The organism is Acidovorax sp. JMULE5 (assembly GCF_013376875.1).
GTDB classification, from domain to species: domain Bacteria; phylum Pseudomonadota; class Gammaproteobacteria; order Burkholderiales; family Burkholderiaceae_C; genus Acidovorax; species Acidovorax facilis.
In genome coordinates this window covers 5,251,840-5,270,331 of record NZ_CP035951.1, presented here as the reverse complement: position 1 = coordinate 5,270,331, position 18,492 = coordinate 5,251,840, and the positions used below count along the sequence as shown (strand labels likewise).

Sequence of the window (18,492 nt, the reverse complement as noted above, 5' to 3'; positions counted from 1 at the left end):
CTGGGCCCACTGCCACAGCAGCGGCCATCGCCTGAAATGCCAGCCTGCACCTGATGTGCGTGTAGGGCAAATTCCTACACGGCCCACCGCAGAACCAGACACGCGGCACAGCCAAACCCCGACTTAATTTCTGATTGGGGCGGTTTCACAATCCATTTCAACGGATCACGCAAAACCTGCAATCAGCAGGCAACGCAAGACCCGGTACTGGAAAAAGGAAGCTGCCATGACCAACGAACAAATCCTCGCTGAAATCCGCGAAGCCAACCTCACCTACCTGATGTTGGCCCAAACCCTGATCCGTCAGGACAAGGCCGAAGCCGTGTTCCGCTTGGGCATGAACGAAGAGTCTGCCGACATTCTGGCATCGCTGTCGCCAGCGCAAGTGATGAAACTGGCCTCCCGCAACACGCTTCTTTGCAGCTTCCGCGTGGACGACAACCTGGTGTGGAGCTTGCTCACCAACCACTCGGCCAAGAAGGTGGGCAACGAAGCCACCAACACGCTGCACGCCAACATCCTGATGGCCAGCCGCGTGTCGGAAGTGCTCTGAAGCACTTGCCCGCAGCCCTCTTCCCCCAGTCTCCACCGAAAGCCCGCCATGTCCACCAACGCACCCGCTGCCAAAGCCCCCGCCAAGAGCGTGCTGAACGAATCCAAGCAGATCGAACGCGCGGCCATGCTGATCCAGATGGGCGCCCGCATGCAGGTGCTTGAATCGGAAACCACGCTGTCGTATGAACGGCTGATCCGGCTGTACAAAGAGATCGCGGGCAAATCACCCTCGAAAGGCCAGCTGCCCTTCTCCACCGACTGGTTCCTGACCTGGCAAGAGAACATCCACAGCTCGCTGTTCCTGAACATCTACGAATACCTGTCCAAGGGCGTGGACCTGGATTCGGTGGAGCTGCTGACCAAAGCCTACCGCCTGTACAACGAGCAGGTCGCCACGGCCGAGATCGAACCCCTGCTCTCCTTCACGCGCGCCTGGCGCCTGGTGAAATTTGTGGACGCTGGCATGTTGACGCGCACCAAGTGCAGCCAGTGCAGCGGCCAGTTCGTGACCGAGCTGTATGAGAACCGCCACTTCACCTGCGGCCTGTGCAATCCACCCGCCCGCGCCGGTAAGAGCAAGACGGCTGGCGCACTCATGTTGCACTGAGATGGATATCAAAGCATTAGCTTTTTGCACTACCAAACGGGCGCGCTAGCCTGATTCCCACCCCGACCGAAAAAATGGGCGCTGCACCCGCCAGGGCCGCCGCGCAAGGGCCGCCCCGCCGCGCTGGCGGCGTCCCCCTTCCCGCGCGTAGCGCGAGAGAAGGGGGAAGCGGCGAAGCCGCTCATGGGGATGTCATCTATCTCCCAGCCAGCAGCGCCCGCACGTTTTCATCCATCGGCACGGCATAGTTGTGCGCCGCCACCACGGTGTTGCCCACCGGGTTCACCAGCTTGAGACTGATGTACACCACCGACGTGGAGACCGCATACGTGCCCACCACCACGGCCTGCGCGTTCTGCGACTGGCTCACCTCGCGCACCTCGCGCGACAGCAGCAGCTCACCCTGGTCGCGCTGCATCAGCAGGTTTTCGCGCAGTTTCACCTCGGTCACCTTCAGACCCCGGTGCACCATGCGGCCCGCGATCTGCTCCGAGAAGATACGGCCCAGCCGCGACGATTCAGTGAGCCGGTCCACATTGACCAGCGTGGCCACCAGCACGGGCTGGTTGGCATCCAGCGGTGCGGTCTGCAGCAGCGCATCGGTGGCGCGTTCATTCAGCTCGATGAGGTTGGAGCGCGATATTCCGCCCGCCCGGTCACCGTAGTAGTAGCTGTGCATGGGGTTGGTGGTCTCGCAGCCCTGCAGGCCCGCCAGCGCAAGGGCGGCAGCCGCCCACCAGCTGGCGGCGCGTGCGCCCCGGGGAACTTGTTGCGACGTCCACAGCCCCTTCATGGCGCCACCACCCGCCAGGTCTTGACGGGCGTCATCGGTGCAGGCGCGGGCGGTCGCTCGGGCTGATACAGCACCGCGTCGGCCCCCTCGATGTAATACAGATCGGCCGTGCCGGCCAGGTACCGGTCGCGCGACTTGAGCGTGGACGTGATCAGCACCTCGGTGCGCGTGGGTCCACCTGCGGCGGCGCCCTGGGTGTAGAGCTGGGCCATGTCCAACGCCACCCCCGCCCCCACGCCCAGGGCCGTGGCCACACCCGGCAACAGGGTGCGGTCGGAATAGTGCACCGCCCAGTCGCGCCATACGCCCACGCCAGTGCCGATGATGGTGCCGGCCATGGGCACGGGCAGGCCGCGCGGTGAGCCGGACCCGTGCTGCACCAGTTGCGTCTGCACCTCCAGCTCCACCGCCGTGGGCACCGTGGACACCGCCACGCCCCGGTTCAGCAGGTGCACCTTGAGCAGCTTGAGAAAGCTCTGGTTGAAACTGGAGTTGTCCGCCACCGTGACGTACAGCGGGTATTCGCCCTCGGGCCAGGATGCGATTTTTTCGGCCACGCGCCCGGCCACATCGCCCGCCAGCACATCCCAGTGGTGCACGGCGCGGGCTTTCTTCTGGCCGGTGGCGGGGTAGTTGTCGGCACGCGGCACGTCCAGCGTGCCGCAGCCGACCAGCAGCGCTGCGCACAGCAAGGCTGCTGCGGCGGCCGGAATGCGGTGAAGGAAGGATGGCATGTGGGCCATGGTACTGGCGCTCGCCTGCGGCAATCGGCGCAAAAAGGCCGTTTTTCCCGGCCAAAGCGGCCGTTTCAGCCCTTGGAGCCGCCCGCACGAACCTTCACAATCAACCTATTCATACCAACCCTCCGTGAAGACCATGCTCACCACAACCCGCACCCACCGCCTCGCGTCCTTGATGACCCTCACTGCGGCTCTGGCGGGCTGCGGCGGCGCCACGGACAAGGACAACAACACGACCGCCCCACCGCCACCCGCGAGCGCGCCCGTCACGCTGCATTTCGTGCAGCCCACCGAGAACGTGCTCGAACCCGGCGCATCTGAGCCGCTGGCGGCCGACGTTACCGTCAACGGCGGCGCAGCCCCCAACGGCACGGTGGTCACCTTTACCGTCAACCCCTCCGCAGCCGCCACCTTCTCCCCCGTGGCGCCCACCACCGTGGCCAGCGTGGCCAGCACCACGCTCACCGTGAGCAGCCTGCCGCCCAGCGCCACCTTCCAGGTCAGCGCCACGGCCACCAGCAGCGCCAACACGGCGGGCGACAGCCTCACGTACTACGTGCGCCCCACCCACAAAAACCTGCAGGTGCTGGTGCCCGCGTATTTCAGCGCCAGCGGCACCTCATCGCCCTGGGCCACCCTCACCAGCGGCGCAGCCAGCTACCCGGACGTGCAGATCACCGCCGTGGCCAGTGCCAGCGACGGCGTGCTGACCGCGGACTCCGAGGTTGACGACGACCTGCTCACGGCCATCAAAGACTTCAAGGCCGTGGCGGGCACCACCAACAAAGTCGTCGCCTACGTGGCCACCTCGGGCAGCGGCGGGGCGCGCTCGGTGGCTGACGTAAAGGCCACCATCGACAACTACATCCGCCTCTACCCCGACCAGCTCGACGGCTTCTTCCTGGACGGCATGGCCACCGACAGCGCACGGCTGGCGTACTTTCAGGACGTCTACAACTACGCCAAGGCCCGGGCCTCGGGCATGAGCAAAGGCGCCACGCCGCCCAACGCGCCCACCGTGATCGGCAACCCAGGCACCTACCCCGTAGCGGCCTATGCGGGCGTGGCCGACACGCTGGTCACCTACGCAGGCAATGCCGCCGCCTACCAGGCCACAGACCCCCAGCCCGCCAGCACCTGGGTCTACGCCAAGGACAACACCGCCCAGGCCATGTTGGTCCACACCGCCAGCACCTGCACCGACATGCAGGCCGCCGTGAAGCACGCCCACCGCCCCCGCCTGAACACCGGCATGGTCTATGCCACCAACCTGGCCATCGGCGCCTCGTGGTCGTCACTGCCCACCTACTGGCAGCAACTGCTGGGCACGGTGGATGCACTCAACAAGAAGCGCCCGCTGCCGCTGTGCTGATGCCACCGGGCAGGGCGCCGATCCCTGCCACACAGGCACCGCTGGCGGGTCGCCGGGCAAACCACCCGCCAGAGCTTCCGAACCGCCACATCCCCCCGCCGACACGCTGCATGTCAGCCCGACCTACAACCCAGCAGGCCCGAGTCCCATCACAATCCGCGCATGATGACCGAGCCCACCCCTGCATCCCCGCCCGCCCCCGCTGCCGAGCCCCCACAGCCAGACAGCCCCGCCGCTGACGCAGCCCCGACTTTGCCCCCCTACGCGCCTGCGGCGGACAGCCCCGCACCAGTGGCCCAAATGGCCCAAGCGGACGAAGCGGCCCCACCGCCTGCGCAACCACCAAGCGGCGCGCCCGCAGCCACCGCATCCCTCCCCGGCCCGCTCATGCTCCACATGCCCGTGGACGTGCGCAACCTCTCGCTCGCGCTGCTGGCGCTGTTTGCCAGCGTGGCCCTGCTGCACTGGGCCAGCGCGGTGTTCATCCCCATCATGCTCAGCCTGCTGCTCACCACGGCGCTGCGGCCCGTGGTGGAAGTCTTGCGGCGCTGCTACGTGCCCCGCTGGCTGGGGGCCGGTGTGCTGTTAATCGCCATCGTTCTGGGCCTGGCCAGCGCCGCCTGGTCGCTGAGCGACGGCGCCGCACAACTGGTGGACTCGCTGCCCGTGGCCGCCAAGAAGGTGCGCGACAGCCTCAAGGCGCGCACCGGCGCCAGCAGCCCGCTCGACACCATGCAAAAGGCCGCCACGCAGATCGAACAGGCCGCCAACGAAAACAGCGCCACCGCCAGCCCACCCCGGCGCGGCGTGCAGCGCGTGGTGGTAGAGCGCCCGCCCTTCAACATCCGCGACTACCTGTGGAGCGGCACCATGGGGCTCATGTCCGCCCTGGGGCAGCTCACGGTGGTGGTGTTCCTTACCTACTTTGCGCTGGCCTCGGGCAACCTGTTTCGCAACAAGCTGCTGCGCATCGCGGGCACCAGCCTGGAGCGGCGCAAGGTCACCATCCACGTGCTGGAAGACATCACCAACCAGATCCAGCGCTACCTGATGGTGCAGGTGTTCACCAGCGTGCTGGTGGGCGTGGCCACCGGCCTTGCCTACTGGGCCCTGGGCCTGGAGAACGCCGCCGTGTGGGGTGTGGCGGCCGGAGTGCTCAACCTCGCGCCCTACATCGGCTCGGCCCTGGTCACCGGCGCATCGGCCCTGGTGGCCTTCCTGCAGTTCGGCACCCTGGACATGGCCCTGGCCATCGGCGGTGCATCGCTGGTCATCCACACCCTGGTGGGCAACCTGCTCACCCCCTGGCTCACCAGCCGCACCAGCAGCATGAGCCCCGTGGCCGTGTTCGTCAGCGTGCTCGCCTGGGGCTGGCTGTGGGGCCTGTGGGGCCTGCTGCTGGGCATCCCGGTGATGATGGCCGTGAAGGCCGTGTGCGACCGGGTCGAAGACCTGAAGGCCGTGGGCGAATTGCTGGGGGATTGATACACGGCATCTGCTGCAAACCGGCAGATGCCTCCCCCGCCACGCTGCGGGGCGATGCCATCTCAGCCCCCACCTCACCCACCCCATCCATATCACTCGCCATCACGGCGCACCGGCGTGGCCCAGGAGGTCAAGGCGGCCTCAAAGATTGTTTCCAATACTGGAACAGTTAGTTCGCGACCAGGTAGTTTTTCCGTGAACACCATCGGCGTACAGTTCATCCCATCGATGAGCCGAACCCGCAAGGCGACTCACCGAACCCGGTTCAGGAATGGTTTTTGACCCGGCTTTTTTGAGACGCTTTTTAACCTTCAAGGATTTTCATCATGAACAAGACCGCCCGTTTCCTCTCCGTCGCTGCTGTTGCCGCTTTCGCTTCTTTTGGCGCCCAGGCTGACGAAGCCGACAGCTCGCAATTTGCCCTGAAGTTCGAAACGAACCGCACCCGCGCTGAAGTGGCCGCTGAAGCCGCAACCGTCGCCCAGACCCGCAGCCAAGAACCTGCTGGTTCGCGTGTGGTGACCTACACCTCCACCGCTGACCGCGCTGCCGTGCGTGCCCAGGCAGCAGAAGCCCTGCGCACCGGCCAGATCCCCCACGGCGAATTCAGCGCCATGTAATTGGTAGACCAACTGCTTGAGTTTGGTTGAAGCAGTTGCGGGACTTCCCATGGCGGTGGCACTTTGCATTTGCGGGTGGCGCTGCCATGGGGAGTGTTAACTGAACCGCAGGGGCGGGCAGGCAGATCGGGCTCCCTTCGGGAGCCCTTTTTGTTATGGGTGCCTGCGATCAAAACAGGCCGCGATGCGCAGGTTCGAATCGCGCTGCGCTGTCCGCCACTCAGCCGGTATTACGCAACCCCGCAGCAATCCCATTAATGGAAATGTGAATCCCCGTCTGCACCCGCTCATCCCCCTGCCCCGCGCGCCAGCGGCGCACCAGTTCGACCTGCAGGTGGTGCAGCGGGTCGATGTACGGGAAGCGGTGCTTGATGGAGCGGGCGAGGGCCGTGTTGTGCGTGAGGCGCTGTTTGTCGCCGGTGATGCGGGTGAGGGCCTCGGCCGTGCGGTGCCATTCGGCTTCGATGCTGGTGAACACCTTTTTGCGCAGGCGGGCGTCGGTGACGAGTTCGCTGTAGCGTGAGGCCAGGGCCAGGTCGCTTTTGGCCAGCACCATGTCCATGTTGGACAGCAGGGTGCGGAAGAACGGCCATTGGCGGTACATCTTTTGCAGAAGGGCGAGCTGGGCTTTGGGGTCTTTGCCCTCCACGTTCACAAACGCATCGACGGCCGAGCCAAAGCCGTACCAGCCGGGCAGCGTGAGGCGGCATTGGCCCCAGCTGAAGCCCCAGGGGATGGCGCGCAGGTCTTCGATCTTCTGGCTGGCCTTGCGGCTGGCGGGGCGGGAGCCGATGTTGAGTTCGGCGATTTCGCGGATGGGGGTGGAGTTGAAGAAATACTCGGTGAAGCCCGGGGTTTCGTACACCAGCGCGCGGTAGCTGCCCATGCTGGCCAGCGAGAGCTGCGCAGCGGCATCCAGAAAGGCCTTGGTGGCGGGCTTGGTGGGCTGCAGCAGGGTGGCTTCGAGCGTGGCGGCCACCAGGGTTTCGAGGTTGCGGCGGCCGATCTCGGGGTTGGCGTATTTGGAGGCGATGACTTCGCCCTGCTCGGTCAGGCGGATCTGGCCGCGCACGGTGCCGGGGGGTTGCGCCAGGATGGCCTGGTAGCTGGGGCCGCCGCCCCGGCCCACGGTGCCGCCCCGGCCGTGGAACATGCGCAGCTGGATGCCATGGCTGGTGGCGAGTTCGTCGAAGAGTTCGACCAGAGCGATCTCGGCGCGGTACAGCTCCCAGTTGCTGGTGAAGATGCCGCCGTCTTTGTTGCTGTCGCTGTAGCCGAGCATGATGTCCTGCTCGCCACCGCTGCGCTGCACCAGGGCAGCCACGCCGGGCAGTGCGTAGAACTCGCGCATGATGGGCGCGGCATTGCGCAGGTCTTCAATGGTTTCGAACAGCGGCACCACGATGAGGTGGTTCTTGGACTCGGTGTCCAAGGTTCCATTCATCAGGCCCACTTCCTTTTGCAGCAGCAGCACTTCGAGCAGGTCGCTCACGGTTTCGGTGTGGCTGATGATGTAGTGGCGGATGGCTTCGTGGCCGAAGCGCTCGCGCATGACGCGGGCGGTTTCGAAGATGGCCAGCTCGCCCTTGGCATGGGCAGAGTATTCTGCACCCACCACGCGCAGGGGGCGGGCGTCGTTCAGCAGCTTGATCAACAGGGCACGCTTGGCGGCCTCTTGCAGGCTGGCGTAGTTGGGCTCAATGCGCGCCTTGGCCAGCAGCTCGGCCACCACTTCTTCGTGTTTGTCAGAGCTTTGGCGCAAATCCACCGTGGCCAGGTGAAAGCCGAACACCTGCACGGCGCGGATCAGCGGGTGCAGGCGCTCTGCGGCCAGGGCTTCGCCATGGTGCGACTTCAATGAAGCCTCGATCACGCGCAGGTCGGCCAGGAACTCCTCGGCACTGGCATAGGCGTTCTGCGGCGCCACGGCATGGCGCGCGGCTTCGCCACCGGTCAGATCCTTGAGCGATGCGGCAAGGCGCGCATAGATGCCAGTCAGCGCACGGCGGTAGGGCTCGTCCACGCGGTGTTCGTTGGTGTCGGGCGAGCGCTGGGCCAGGGCCTCCATCTCGGCGGACACCTGCACCAAGCGGGCCGACAGCGACAGCTCGCCGCCCAGGTAATGCACCTCGGTCAGGTAGTGGCGCAAGGCCACCTCGGCCTGGCGGCCCAGGGCGTATTGCAGGGTTTGCGCAGTGACGTTGGGGTTGCCGTCGCGGTCGCCGCCGATCCACTGGCCCATGCGCAGAAAGCTGTGCACGGGGTACTGGCCCAGCTCGGCCTCCAGGTCCGCATAGATCTTGGGGATTTCGCGCAGGAAGGTGGCTTCGTAATACGACAGCGCGTTCTCGATCTCGTCGGCCACGGTGAGCTTGCTGTAGCGCAAGAGGCGCGTTTGCCACAGCTGGGCCACGCGGGCGCGCAGCAGGGCTTCGTTGGCGGCCAGCTCGCGGGGGGTGAGCGCGTCTTTGGCGCTGTTGTAGAGCTGGGCGCGCACCTGGATGTCGTCGCGCGTGGCCAGCAGTTGGGCGATGTCGCGTTCGGCATCCAGAATGCTCTTGCGCTGCACCTCGGTGGGGTGGGCGGTGAGCACGGGGGCCACGTAGCTGCCCGCCAACGTCTGTGAAATCGTCTTGGGCGCAATGCCGGCCCAACGCAGGCGCGACAGGGCGACTTCGATGCTGCCCTCTTGCGTGTCGCCCGCGCGTTCGTGCACGGCGCGGCGGCGGATGTGGTGGCGGTCTTCGGCCAGGTTGGCCAGGTGGCTGAAGTAGGTGAAGGCGCGGATCACGCTCACCGTCTGGTCGCCCGACAGGGACTTGAGCAGCTTCTTGAGCGCGCGATCGGCCTCCTGGTCGGCGTCGCGGCGGAAGGCCACCGAGAGCTTGCGCACCTGCTCGACCAATTCATAGGCGGCCACGCCCTCCTGGTCCCGGATCACATCGCCCAGAATACGGCCAAGCAGGCGGATGTCGTCAATCAGGGGCTGGTCCTTGTCGGATCGTTTCATGGTGCGTGGGTCTCCGGAGGTGGGTAGGTGACCTGGCGCCGCCTGCCCCCGCGTCCCCCCGGGGCGCACCGGCCCCAGTGCGGGCGCATGCTAGCATCGCCCGCCCCTGAATGATTACAAACAGGTTACGAACTTGAGCCTCGCCCATTCCCCCCTTTCCATCGTCATTGCCACCCGAGAGAGCCGCCTGGCGCTGTGGCAGGCCGAGCATGTACAGACTCTTTTGCGCGCACGGGGCCACACGGTGGAGCTGCTGGGCATGACCACCAAGGGCGACCAGATCCTGGACCGCTCGCTCAGCAAGGTGGGCGGCAAGGGTCTGTTTGTGAAAGAGCTGGAGGTGGCGCTGGAAGAAGGCCGCGCGCACATTGCCGTGCATTCGCTCAAGGACGTGCCCATGGAGCTGCCCGAGGGTTTTGCCCTGGCCTGCGTGATGGAGCGCGAAGACCCGCGCGATGCGTTTGTGTCACCCAACTACCCGAACATTGACGCCCTGCCCCAGGGCGCGGTGGTGGGCACCTCCAGCCTGCGCCGCCAGGTGCTTCTGCAGGCCCTGCGGCCTGACCTCAAGATCGAACCCCTGCGTGGCAACCTCGACACCCGCCTGCGCAAGCTGGACGAAGGCCAGTACGACGCCATCGTGCTGGCGGCTGCAGGCTTGAAGCGCCTGGGGCTCGAATCCCGCATCCGCGCCACGTTTGCGCCCACGGCCATGCTGCCCGCAGCGGGCCAGGGTGCCTTGGGCATTGAAGTGCGCAGCGACCGGCAAGACCTGATCGCAGCACTGGCCCCGCTGGCCCACCAGCCCACCTGGCTGACCGTGGCCGCAGAGCGCGCCGTGAGCCGCGCCATGGGCGGCAGCTGCTCCATGCCGCTGGCAGCGCACGGCACGTTCACCGATGGCGTGCTGCAGCTCGACGCCGCCTGGGGCGACGTGGACGCGCAGGCCCCCCTGGTGCGCGCAGCGGCCAGCGCCGCCGTTTCCACGCTGGCGCAGGCCGAAGCGCTGGGCGACGCGATTGCGCAGCGCCTGCGTGCCGGTGGCGCACGGGGCGCAGAACCGCTGGTTTGAACGCGCATGCCATGCCCCGGGTGATCGTCACGCGGCCCGCCCGCGAGGCCGCGCACTGGGTACAGCTGCTGGGCGCGCGCGGTGTGCATGCCGTGGCCCTGCCGCTCATCGCCATCGGCCCCTGCCGTGATGCGGCAGCAGAGCAAGCACTCACCCAGGCCCACGCCCGGCTTGCGCAGTACCGGGCCCTGATGTTTGTCAGTGGCAATGCGGTGTTTCATTTTTTTGAGCCAAATAAGGCCCTAGCGCTTGATGAACAATCGCTAGCAGCTATCAAAACAAGAGCGTGGGCACCTGGACCGGGCACGGCGCGTGCGCTGGAGCAGGCCGGTGTGCCGCCTGGCTGCATCGACGGCCCCGCAGCGGATGCGCCCCAGTTCGACTCGGAAGCGCTGTGGCAGCAGGTCTCTGCGCAGATCCGGCCCGGCGACCGCGTGCTGATCGTGCGCGGGAGGTCCAACGGGGTCCACGAATCCGCCCAGGGCAGCGGCCGCGACTGGCTGGCGCGCCAGATCGAGGCGGCGGGCGGCACGGTGGAGTTTGTGGTGGCCTACCAACGCGGCGCACCGCATTTTTCAGCGCGCGAGGTGGCGCTGGCGCAACAGGCGGCGTGCGATGGCTCCATCTGGCTGCTGAGCAGCTCTGAAGCCGTAGCCCATCTGGCCGAAGCCCTGCCCGGCCAGCACTGGGGCGCCGCGCACGCACTGGCCACCCACCCGCGCATCGCCGAAGCGGCCCGCGCAGCGGGCTTTGGCACCGTGCGGGAATGCCGTCCGGCGCTGGAGGATGTGGTGGCCTCGATAGAATCGGCCGCATGAGTTCCGCGCCCCCCAACGATCTGCCCCCCGCACCCACCGCAGCGCCCATGGCGGCACCTGTCGCGGCACCCGTGGGCGCACCGGCCGTGGGCCCGGCAGCCTCGCCCGCCCCTCCAGCACCCACCCCGGGCCGGGGTGGCGCCGTCACGCTGCTGCTGGGCGCGGTGGCCGCTGCCGCGCTGGTCAGCAGCGGCATGCTGTGGCAAAAACTCAGCGCCATTCAAGAGCAACTGGCCCGTCAGTCCGCAGACTCGGGCGCGCAGGCCATCGAGGCCCGCACCATGGCCCGCCAGGCCGAAGAACTGGTGCGCGAGACGGCCGCCCGCCTGTCGGTGGCCGAAGCGCGGGTGAGCGAAGTGGCGCTGCAACGCAGCCAGCTTGAAGAATTGATGCAAAGCCTGTCGCGCTCGCGCGACGAGAACCTGGTGGTGGACATCGAATCCGCCATCCGCCTGGCGCAGCAACAGGCGCAGCTCACCGGCAGCCTGGAACCCCTGGTGGCCGCGCTCAAAAGCGCCAACCAGCGCATCGAACGCGCCGCCCAGCCCCGCCTGGCGCCCGTGCAGCGCGCCATTGGCCGCGACCTGGACCGCCTGACCCGCGCCACCGTGACCGACACCGCCGGCCTGCTGGCCCGCCTGGACGACCTGGTGCGCCAGGTGGACGAGCTGCCCGTGCTGAACGCCGTGGCCCAGGCGGCCGCCACACGCCGCCTGGCAGCCACACCCGCTCCCACAAACACGCCACCGCTCAACCAGGGCGACCTGGCCTGGTGGCAGGCAGCCTTGCAGCGCAGCTGGGAAGTGGTGCGCGACGAGGCCCGGGGCCTGGTGCGCGTGAGCCGCATCGACCAGCCCGAGGCCATCTTGCTGGCGCCCGAGCAGACCTTCTTCCTGCGCGAGAACCTCAAGCTCAAGCTGCTCAATGCCCGCCTGGGCGTGCTGGCGCGCCAGTTCGAATCGGCCCGCGCCGACCTGGCCGCCGCCAACGCTGCACTCAACAAGTATTTCGACCCGGCTTCGCGCCGCACGCAGAACGCAGCCAGCACGCTGCAGACCGCCCAGGCCAGCATGAAAGCGGCCGAGCAGCCGCGCCTGGACGAAACGCTCTCTGCGCTGGCAACAGCTGCAGCCGGCCGGTAAGGGAGCGGTACGCATGCGTGCAGCACTCTGGCTTTTGGCGTTGTTTGGCGTGGCGGTGGCCGCCGCGCTGTTTGCGGGCAACAACCAGGGCACCGTCACCCTGTATTGGCCGCCCTACCGCATCGACCTGTCGCTGAACCTGGTCGTGCTGTTGCTGGTGGGCGGATTTGTCACCGTGTACGCCGCGCTGCGCGCCCTGGCGGCGCTGCTGGAACTGCCCCACCAGGCCCGGCGCTGGCGCGTGCAGCAAAAGGAGCGCGCCATGCACGCTGCCTTGCTGGACGCCCTGACGCACATGCTGGGCGGGCGTTTCATCCGCTCGCGCAAGGCCGCGGTGGCTGCGCTGTCGCAAGAAAACGCGCTGGCCACCGCTGGCGAGGCCGTGCCCCACGGCCGCCAGTTGCGCGCCCTGGCCCACATGATTGCGGCCGAGGCCTCGCACGCGCTGCAAGATAGCGCCACGCGCGAAAGCCATCTGCAGGACGCCCTGCAAGAGGCACCGCTGCGCGGCAGCGTGAACGAGCAGGAAATGCGCGAGGGCGCCCAGATGCGTGCCGCCCGCTGGTCGCTGGACGACCGCGATGCCAACGCTGCGCTCGACCGCCTGGCCGCCCTGCCGCAAGGTGCCGCCCGGCGCACGCTGTCGCTGCGCATCAAGCTCAAGGCCACGCGCCTGGCACGCCAGACACAGGAGGCGCTGGACACCGCACGCCTGCTGGGCAAGCACCGCGCCTTCTCGCCCGCTGCGGCCCAGAGCATCGTGCGGGGCCTGGCCATTGAACTCATCAACAGCGCACACGACACCGCGCAGCTGCAGCAGACCTGGATGTCGCTGGAATCGTCCGAGCGCAGCATGCCCGAGCTGGCCATCCACGCCGCACAGCGGCTGGCAGCCCTGGGCGGTGACGCGACGCAGGTACGCGCCTGGCTGCTGCCCGTGTGGGACCGCATGGTGGACCTGCCCGACGCGCTGGCCGAACACCATGCGCTGAAGCTTGTGCGCGCACTCGAAGCCGGGCTGGACGACCTCGACGCCCCCTGGCTGGCGCGCATCGAATCGGCCTACCAGGGAAATCCCCGCGACGCCCGCCTGCAGTACCTGGCGGGCATGGCCTGCCTCAAGCGCCAGCTGTGGGGCAAGGCCCAGCAGTTGCTCACACAGGCGGCGCAGCAACTGGGCGACACCAGCCTGCGGGCCAGCGCCTGGCGCCACCTGGCCGAGCTGGCAGAAAAACGCGGCGACGACAGCGCCGCTGCCGAGGCCTGGAAGAAGGCCGCGCTCGGCCGGTAAACGGCCTTCTTTGCAAGGCTGCGCCTTCCAGGCGCAGCCCTTTGCGTAAAAAATCCCGGGCCGCAGCGCTCTGGGCCGCACCGAACCAGGGCATCCCTGGTGAATCCGCCGCCCTCACACCCCATCGGATACACGCTGGTGCAGCGTGCACAGCATTGGGGAACTTTGAGCGCTCAGGCCTTATCAATTCATTTTTTTTGAATTGAAGCATCAATCTGCCTGAAGCCGAATGCGGCAACGGCTTCCTACACTGCCCCATCGCTTGACGCATGTCAGCCCCAAACGGGCTGGCGACCCCGCCCGGCGCTCCGTCCAACAGCCCCACGTTTCCTCTCTTCATGACTGCTTCAGCCACCGCCACCCGCACCGCTGCCGACGCACCGCCTCGCCGCTATACGCGCACCGCCATGCTTTTGCACTGGGTGCTGGGCCTGGCACTGATTGGCCTGTTTGGCGTGGGCATTTACATGACCGGGCTGCCGTTCTCGCCGCAGCGGCTCAAGCTCTACAACTGGCACAAGTGGGCGGGGGTCACCATCCTCGTGCTGTCGGTGCTGCGCCTGCTGTGGCGCGCCACGCACCGCCCTCCCGCGCTGCCGCCAGCCATCGAAAACGCCATGCCGGGCTGGCAAAAGCTGGCGCACCACGCCACGCACGGGCTGCTGTACACGCTGTTTTTCGCCGTGCCGTTGATTGGCTGGGCCTACAGCTCGGCAGCAGGCTTTCCCATCGTGTTTCTGGGCCTGTGCCAGTTGCCCGACTTCGTGCCCGTGAGCAAGGAGCTGGCCGAGGCGATCAAACCCTGGCACCAATACACCGCCTTTGCGATGGCGGGCCTGGTGGTGCTGCACATCGCAGGCGCGCTCAAGCACCAGATCGTGGACCGCGATGGGCTCATCGCCCGCATGCTGCCGGGCAGATGAAACACCCCTGAGTCGCCTGCATGGCGGGGCAACGCACCGCCCTCCAGATCATGGATCTGGCTTTCACTTTCTGTCTTTTGAACGGAGTTTTTTGCATGAACCCGTCTTCCCTACTGTCTCGCACCCTCCTGGTGGCCGCCGTAGCCTTGAGCGCCCAGGCCGCACTGGCCCAGCAGCAGCTGGTCCCCGCCCAGAGCGAGGTGCAGTTCACCGCGCGCCAGATGGGCGTGCCGCTGGATGGCCACTTCAAGAAGTTCAGCGCCCAGGTGGCGTTTGACCCGGCCAAGCTGGCCACCAGCAAGATCGCCTTCACGGTAGACACCGGCAGCGCCACGCTGGGCTCGCGCGAGACCGATGCCGAGCTGCCCAAGCCCACCTGGTTCAACGTGCCCAAGTTCCCGCAGGCACAGTTCGAATCCACTGCCATCAAGGCGCTGGGCGGCGGCAAGTTTGAGGTGGCGGGCAAGCTCACCATCAAGGGCACCGCGCAGAACGTAGTGGTGCCCGTAGCGCTCACACAAAGCGGCCCCACCACTACAGCCACCGGCACGCTGCCCATCAAGCGGCTGGCTTTCAAGATTGGCGAAAACGAGTGGGCCGACACCTCGATGGTGGCCGACGACGTGACCGTGAAGTTCAAGCTCGCACTGACAGGCGTGAACAAGCTTTGACCGGTTGCCAATAGCAGCCCCGCCCCTTTCACCCCACTTTCCCCTGGTTCGTTTCGTAGTTCCTCTTTTCAAGGAGTCTTTTCCATGCGCAAGTCCCTCTTCTCCCTGCTCGCCGTGGCCGCTGCCACTGCCATGACCGCCGGTGCCGCCCAGGCCGCCAACTACGCCATCGACCCCACGCACACCTTCGTGACGTTCGAGATAGGTCACTTCGGCGCATCCACCAACCGTGGCCGCTTCGACAAGAAGCAAGGCACTGTGGAATTTGACCGCGCCGCCAAAACCGGCAAGGTGGACATCACCATCGACACCACCTCGGTGAACACCGGCACGCCTCCCTTTGACAAGCACCTGCAAAGCGCCGATCTGTTCGACGCCGCCAAGCACCCCACGATCAAGTTCGTGTCCGACAAGTTCAGCTTCAACGGCGACAAGGTCAGCGAAGTGACCGGCCAGCTCACGCTGCTGGGCAAGACCGCGCCCGTCACCCTGAAGGCCACGCAGTTCAACTGCTACGACAGCCCCATGCTCAAGCGCGAAGTGTGCGGCGGCGACTTTGAAACGACCATCGACCGCACCCAGTGGGGCATGAACTACGGCGTGGAATGGGGCTTCCCCAAGAACGTGCGCCTGGTGGTGCAGATTGAAGCTGTGAAGCAGTAATCCACCATCGGCAGGCGCGCGGGCTGCTCGCCCCGGACGGGCGGCGGCTGCGCGCCAAACCCACGGGCCACCCCTGCGTTCACGCAGCGGGTGGCTTTTTCATGCACGCGCACTTCGCCGGGCGTGTCAGGCAGCGTCCAGCGTGGCATCCAGGTTCCAGCCTTGCGGCTGCCAGGCCCACACCACATCAGGCCCAAGCGCACGCAGGAAGGTGACGTCGTGCGACGCCACGGCCAGCGCGCCCGTGAAGGCTTGCAAGGCAGACTGCAGCGCTTCGATGGCATCCACATCGAGATGGTTGGTGGGCTCATCGAGCAGCAGCATTTGCGCGGGCTCGCCCGACCACAGGGCGCATGCCAGGGCGGCCTTGATGCGCTCTCCACCGCTGAGCACGCCCGCAGGCCGCTGCACTTTGTCCGCACCCAAGCCCAGCTGGGCCAGGTGCATGCGCAGCGCCGCTTCGGGCAGGGGCGTGCCGAGCGCCTGCAGGCGCGCCAGCACACCGTGCTGGGGTGGAAGCAGGTCGGCGTTGTGCTGGTCCAGCCAGGCGGCCCGCACACCCCGCAACACCCGCCCCGCAGTGGCCAACGCAGGGTTGGCAATGGTGCGCAGCAGGCTGCTTTTGCCGCAGCCGTTGGGCCCGGTGATGGCGATGCGGATGGGCCCACTCCAGACTCCATGGAGCGGAGGAAAGCCGGGCGACGCATGCGGCACATGCACCTGCTCGAACGCCAGCACCTGCTTGCCCGCAGGCACGGCGCTTTGGGGCAGCACCAGCGCCGTATCGCCCCCCGCAGGAACACGCTGAGCGGCCTCGCGCACCGCATCGTTCAGCCGCAGGCGCTCCTGCTGTTGCCGCTCGTGCTCGCGACCCGCGTGGGCCTGGGCGTTGTTCTTCTTGCGGTCCAGCAGGACGGAGGCCTGGTTGGCAGTGCGGCCGGCCTCGCGCCCCCGCGCGGCGCGGCTCTGCTGGGCATCGTGCTCGCGCTGCAGCGCCCGCATGCCCCGCTCGCGCTCGGTGCGCGCGTGATCGAGCGCGGCCTGGGCGGCAGCAGCCTCGGCCTGGCGCTGTGCCTGGTACACGGACCAGTTTCCGCCGTAGCGCTGCAGCCCCGCTGCAGACAACGCAACCATGTTGTTCGCCATGCCCAGCAATTCGCGGTCGTGGCTGGCCACCAGCACGCCACCGCGCCACTGCGCCAGCGACTCCATCAACCAGCGCCGACCCGGACGGTCCAGGTGGTTGGTGGGCTCATCCAGCACCAGCAGATCGGCGCCCGACAGAAATGCCCCCGCCAGCGCCACGCGCATGCGCTCGCCACCGCTAAGGTGCTGCGCCGCGTGTCCCGGCGGCAGGTGGCCCAACCCCAGCGCGTGCAGTGCCTGCTGCCAGTGCGAGGGCAGGTCCCACCGCCCGTCAGCCAAAAGCAGATCGTCGGGCGTGCCCCTGCCCGCTTCCAGTCGGTCGAGTGCACCCAGAACCGGGCCCAGGCCCGCAATATCGGCGACAGTGGCCGAAGGTGCTGCACCGACCTCCTGCGCCACCGCGTGCAGGGACGGGCTGCCCGCCACCACACCGCTTGCAGGCTGCAGCACGCGCTGCGCAAGCTGCAAGAAAACACTTTTGCCAACGCCGTTGGCGCCCACCAAGCCGATCACGCCTTGGCCCAGGGCCACATTCAGCGGGCGTGCCCACAGTGCCTGCCCGTCAGGCAAGCTGAATGTAACGTCGTGGAACTGAAGGACAACGGGACCCGCAGACGAAGCCGCACTGCGGGGCGCGGCAATAGAGGGCCGAGGAGGGAAGGCAGCCGTCGAGGCTGCGGCAGCGCTGCGGCTGCGATGGGCGGAATCGCCCGCCGTTGAAGGTGTCGCCATGCAAAAGCACTCCAGACAAGACATACAACCGCCTGGCCCGGCAAAGGGCAAGCAGGAAGGAAAGGCTTGGGGGGGCTTACAGGCGCATCGGACGAATACCTCAGGGGCAAAGAAGGACGACTGCGGAATGTACCGCAATCCCGGCCCTCAAAAATTAACTTAACGTAAATCAATTACGAATAGTAGAATCGCAAAACCGATTTGAGGAGACTCTGCATGAACGCCATCCTGAAACCTGATCTGGCCACCCTGCCCCCGCCCGCGCCCATCCAGCAACTGCACCACTACGCCTACAAGGCGCGTGACGCTGAAGAAACGCGCCAGTTCTATGAGGACATCCTGGGCCTGCCGCTGTACCACATCATCCAGAGCGACTACGTGCCGAGCACGGGCGAATACTGCCCCTACACGCACTTCTTCTTCCGCCTCAAGGACGGCTCGTTCATCGCCTTCTTCGACCTGGGCGACGACGTGAAGGCAGAGCCTTCGCCCAACACGCCGCTGTGGGTCAACCACATTGCCTTTCGGGTGGACACGGTACAGGAGCTGGAGAACACCAAGAAGCGCCTGGAAGCCCACGGCATCGAGGTGCTGGGCGTAACGGACCACCACATCTTCCACAGCATCTATTTCTTTGACCCCAACGGCATCCGCCTGGAGCTGTCGGCCCAACTGGCCGACGAAGAGCAGATGGCCAAGGACAGCACCGTGGCCCACGCCCGCCTGAACGAGTGGACGGCGCGCAAGGAGCAGTGGCGCAAGGAGCGCGCTGAAGGCAAGGCGGTGGAACCGCTCAAGCCGCAGCAGAACGACCGGCCGGAGTTCGTCAAAGGCTGACAAGCTTTTGGCGCC

Annotated in this window: 17 protein-coding genes; 13 read left to right on the top strand and 4 right to left on the bottom strand. The window is 66.8% G+C overall.

The window, feature by feature from the left end; genetic code table 11:
- Positions 1 to 226: 226 nt before the first annotated feature.
- Positions 227 to 553, top strand: a complete 327-nt coding sequence (gene flhD, locus EXV95_RS23975; RefSeq protein WP_055400499.1) for a flagellar transcriptional regulator FlhD — start codon at positions 227 to 229, stop codon at positions 551 to 553.
- 48 nt (positions 554 to 601) lie between these two features.
- The gene (gene flhC, locus EXV95_RS23970) at positions 602 to 1,162 is read left to right on the top strand and encodes a flagellar transcriptional regulator FlhC (protein WP_010459839.1); all 561 of its coding nucleotides are present in this window, start codon (positions 602 to 604) and stop codon (positions 1,160 to 1,162) included.
- A 196-nt stretch (positions 1,163 to 1,358) separates the two neighbouring features.
- Here the strand turns inward: flhC and EXV95_RS23965 are convergent, their stop codons facing one another.
- Both EXV95_RS23965 and EXV95_RS23960 read right to left on the bottom strand, forming a co-directional pair.
- Complete coding sequence (locus EXV95_RS23965; protein WP_304503261.1) at positions 1,359 to 1,955, bottom strand: FlgO family outer membrane protein; 597 nt, start codon at positions 1,953 to 1,955, stop codon at positions 1,359 to 1,361.
- A complete protein-coding gene (locus EXV95_RS23960) occupies positions 1,952 to 2,689 on the bottom strand; it encodes a hypothetical protein (protein WP_228899943.1) in 738 nt (245 codons plus the stop codon). The genes EXV95_RS23965 and EXV95_RS23960 overlap by 4 nt, the downstream gene beginning before the upstream one ends.
- Before the next feature lie 142 nt (positions 2,690 to 2,831).
- Here EXV95_RS23960 and EXV95_RS23955 point away from each other — a divergent pair, with 142 nt between their 5' ends.
- The 3 genes from EXV95_RS23955 to EXV95_RS23945 all read left to right on the top strand — a co-directional run bounded on the left by EXV95_RS23955 (position 2,832) and on the right by EXV95_RS23945 (position 6,172).
- Complete coding sequence (locus tag EXV95_RS23955; protein ID WP_176888775.1) at positions 2,832 to 4,067, top strand: spherulation-specific family 4 protein; 1,236 nt, start codon at positions 2,832 to 2,834, stop codon at positions 4,065 to 4,067.
- A 165-nt stretch (positions 4,068 to 4,232) separates the two neighbouring features.
- On the top strand, positions 4,233 to 5,552 hold the full coding sequence (locus EXV95_RS23950; protein ID WP_370460280.1) for an AI-2E family transporter: 1,320 nt from the start codon (positions 4,233 to 4,235) through the stop codon (positions 5,550 to 5,552).
- Between the two features lie 326 nt (positions 5,553 to 5,878).
- Positions 5,879 to 6,172: a hypothetical protein gene (locus EXV95_RS23945; protein ID WP_055397528.1), complete on the top strand. Its 294-nt coding sequence runs from the start codon at positions 5,879 to 5,881 to the stop codon at positions 6,170 to 6,172.
- 220 nt (positions 6,173 to 6,392) lie between these two features.
- Here the strand turns inward: EXV95_RS23945 and ppc are convergent, their stop codons facing one another.
- Positions 6,393 to 9,182, bottom strand: coding sequence for a phosphoenolpyruvate carboxylase (ppc, locus tag EXV95_RS23940; protein WP_176888774.1), 2,790 nt, complete (start codon positions 9,180 to 9,182; stop codon positions 6,393 to 6,395).
- A gap of 133 nt (positions 9,183 to 9,315) precedes the next feature.
- Between ppc and hemC the strand changes: the two genes are divergently transcribed.
- The 7 genes from hemC (at position 9,316) to EXV95_RS23905 (ending at position 15,762) form a co-directional block, all read left to right on the top strand.
- Complete coding sequence (hemC, locus tag EXV95_RS23935; RefSeq protein ID WP_176888773.1) at positions 9,316 to 10,254, top strand: hydroxymethylbilane synthase; 939 nt, start codon at positions 9,316 to 9,318, stop codon at positions 10,252 to 10,254.
- Between the two features lie 11 nt (positions 10,255 to 10,265).
- Positions 10,266 to 11,072: a uroporphyrinogen-III synthase gene (locus EXV95_RS23930; RefSeq protein WP_176888772.1), complete on the top strand. Its 807-nt coding sequence runs from the start codon at positions 10,266 to 10,268 to the stop codon at positions 11,070 to 11,072.
- A complete protein-coding gene (locus tag EXV95_RS23925) occupies positions 11,069 to 12,214 on the top strand; it encodes a uroporphyrinogen-III C-methyltransferase (RefSeq protein WP_176888771.1) in 1,146 nt (381 codons plus the stop codon). The genes EXV95_RS23930 and EXV95_RS23925 overlap by 4 nt, the downstream gene beginning before the upstream one ends.
- 13 nt (positions 12,215 to 12,227) lie before the next feature.
- Entirely contained in the window at positions 12,228 to 13,505 is a 1,278-nt protein-coding gene (locus EXV95_RS23920; protein WP_176888770.1) for a heme biosynthesis protein HemY, read from the top strand.
- Positions 13,506 to 13,843: 338 nt separating this feature from the next.
- The gene (locus EXV95_RS23915; protein WP_176888769.1) at positions 13,844 to 14,428 is read left to right on the top strand and encodes a cytochrome b; all 585 of its coding nucleotides are present in this window, start codon (positions 13,844 to 13,846) and stop codon (positions 14,426 to 14,428) included.
- A gap of 95 nt (positions 14,429 to 14,523) precedes the next feature.
- Entirely contained in the window at positions 14,524 to 15,099 is a 576-nt protein-coding gene (locus EXV95_RS23910; protein ID WP_176888768.1) for a YceI family protein, read from the top strand.
- Positions 15,100 to 15,183: 84 nt separating this feature from the next.
- Positions 15,184 to 15,762, top strand: a complete 579-nt coding sequence (locus EXV95_RS23905; RefSeq protein WP_176888767.1) for a YceI family protein — start codon at positions 15,184 to 15,186, stop codon at positions 15,760 to 15,762.
- Between the two features lie 126 nt (positions 15,763 to 15,888).
- Here EXV95_RS23905 and EXV95_RS23900 read toward each other — a convergent pair whose 3' ends face one another.
- Positions 15,889 to 17,640, bottom strand: coding sequence for an ABC-F family ATP-binding cassette domain-containing protein (locus EXV95_RS23900; protein ID WP_176888766.1), 1,752 nt, complete (start codon positions 17,638 to 17,640; stop codon positions 15,889 to 15,891).
- Between the two features lie 216 nt (positions 17,641 to 17,856).
- Here EXV95_RS23900 and EXV95_RS23895 point away from each other — a divergent pair, with 216 nt between their 5' ends.
- Positions 17,857 to 18,477, top strand: coding sequence for a VOC family protein (locus EXV95_RS23895; protein WP_055401646.1), 621 nt, complete (start codon positions 17,857 to 17,859; stop codon positions 18,475 to 18,477).
- The last annotated feature ends 15 nt before the right edge of the window (positions 18,478 to 18,492 follow it).

What these genes read in the sequence shown, in the direction of transcription:
- flhD (WP_055400499.1), top strand. Translation starts at nt 227, where the DNA reads ATGACCAACGAACAAATCCTCGCTGAAATCCGCGAAGCCAACCTCACC.
- flhC (WP_010459839.1), top strand. Translation starts at nt 602, where the DNA reads ATGTCCACCAACGCACCCGCTGCCAAAGCCCCCGCCAAGAGCGTGCTG.
- EXV95_RS23965 (WP_304503261.1), bottom strand. Translation starts at nt 1,955, where the DNA reads ATGAAGGGGCTGTGGACGTCGCAACAAGTTCCCCGGGGCGCACGCGCC.
- EXV95_RS23960 (WP_228899943.1), bottom strand. Translation starts at nt 2,689, where the DNA reads ATGCCATCCTTCCTTCACCGCATTCCGGCCGCCGCAGCAGCCTTGCTG.
- EXV95_RS23955 (WP_176888775.1), top strand. Translation starts at nt 2,832, where the DNA reads ATGCTCACCACAACCCGCACCCACCGCCTCGCGTCCTTGATGACCCTC.
- EXV95_RS23950 (WP_370460280.1), top strand. Translation starts at nt 4,233, where the DNA reads ATGACCGAGCCCACCCCTGCATCCCCGCCCGCCCCCGCTGCCGAGCCC.
- EXV95_RS23945 (WP_055397528.1), top strand. Translation starts at nt 5,879, where the DNA reads ATGAACAAGACCGCCCGTTTCCTCTCCGTCGCTGCTGTTGCCGCTTTC.
- ppc (WP_176888774.1), bottom strand. Translation starts at nt 9,182, where the DNA reads ATGAAACGATCCGACAAGGACCAGCCCCTGATTGACGACATCCGCCTG.
- EXV95_RS23930 (WP_176888772.1), top strand. Translation starts at nt 10,266, where the DNA reads ATGCCCCGGGTGATCGTCACGCGGCCCGCCCGCGAGGCCGCGCACTGG.
- EXV95_RS23925 (WP_176888771.1), top strand. Translation starts at nt 11,069, where the DNA reads ATGAGTTCCGCGCCCCCCAACGATCTGCCCCCCGCACCCACCGCAGCG.
- EXV95_RS23920 (WP_176888770.1), top strand. Translation starts at nt 12,228, where the DNA reads ATGCGTGCAGCACTCTGGCTTTTGGCGTTGTTTGGCGTGGCGGTGGCC.
- EXV95_RS23915 (WP_176888769.1), top strand. Translation starts at nt 13,844, where the DNA reads ATGACTGCTTCAGCCACCGCCACCCGCACCGCTGCCGACGCACCGCCT.
- EXV95_RS23910 (WP_176888768.1), top strand. Translation starts at nt 14,524, where the DNA reads ATGAACCCGTCTTCCCTACTGTCTCGCACCCTCCTGGTGGCCGCCGTA.
- EXV95_RS23905 (WP_176888767.1), top strand. Translation starts at nt 15,184, where the DNA reads ATGCGCAAGTCCCTCTTCTCCCTGCTCGCCGTGGCCGCTGCCACTGCC.
- EXV95_RS23900 (WP_176888766.1), bottom strand. Translation starts at nt 17,640, where the DNA reads ATGGCGACACCTTCAACGGCGGGCGATTCCGCCCATCGCAGCCGCAGC.
- EXV95_RS23895 (WP_055401646.1), top strand. Translation starts at nt 17,857, where the DNA reads ATGAACGCCATCCTGAAACCTGATCTGGCCACCCTGCCCCCGCCCGCG.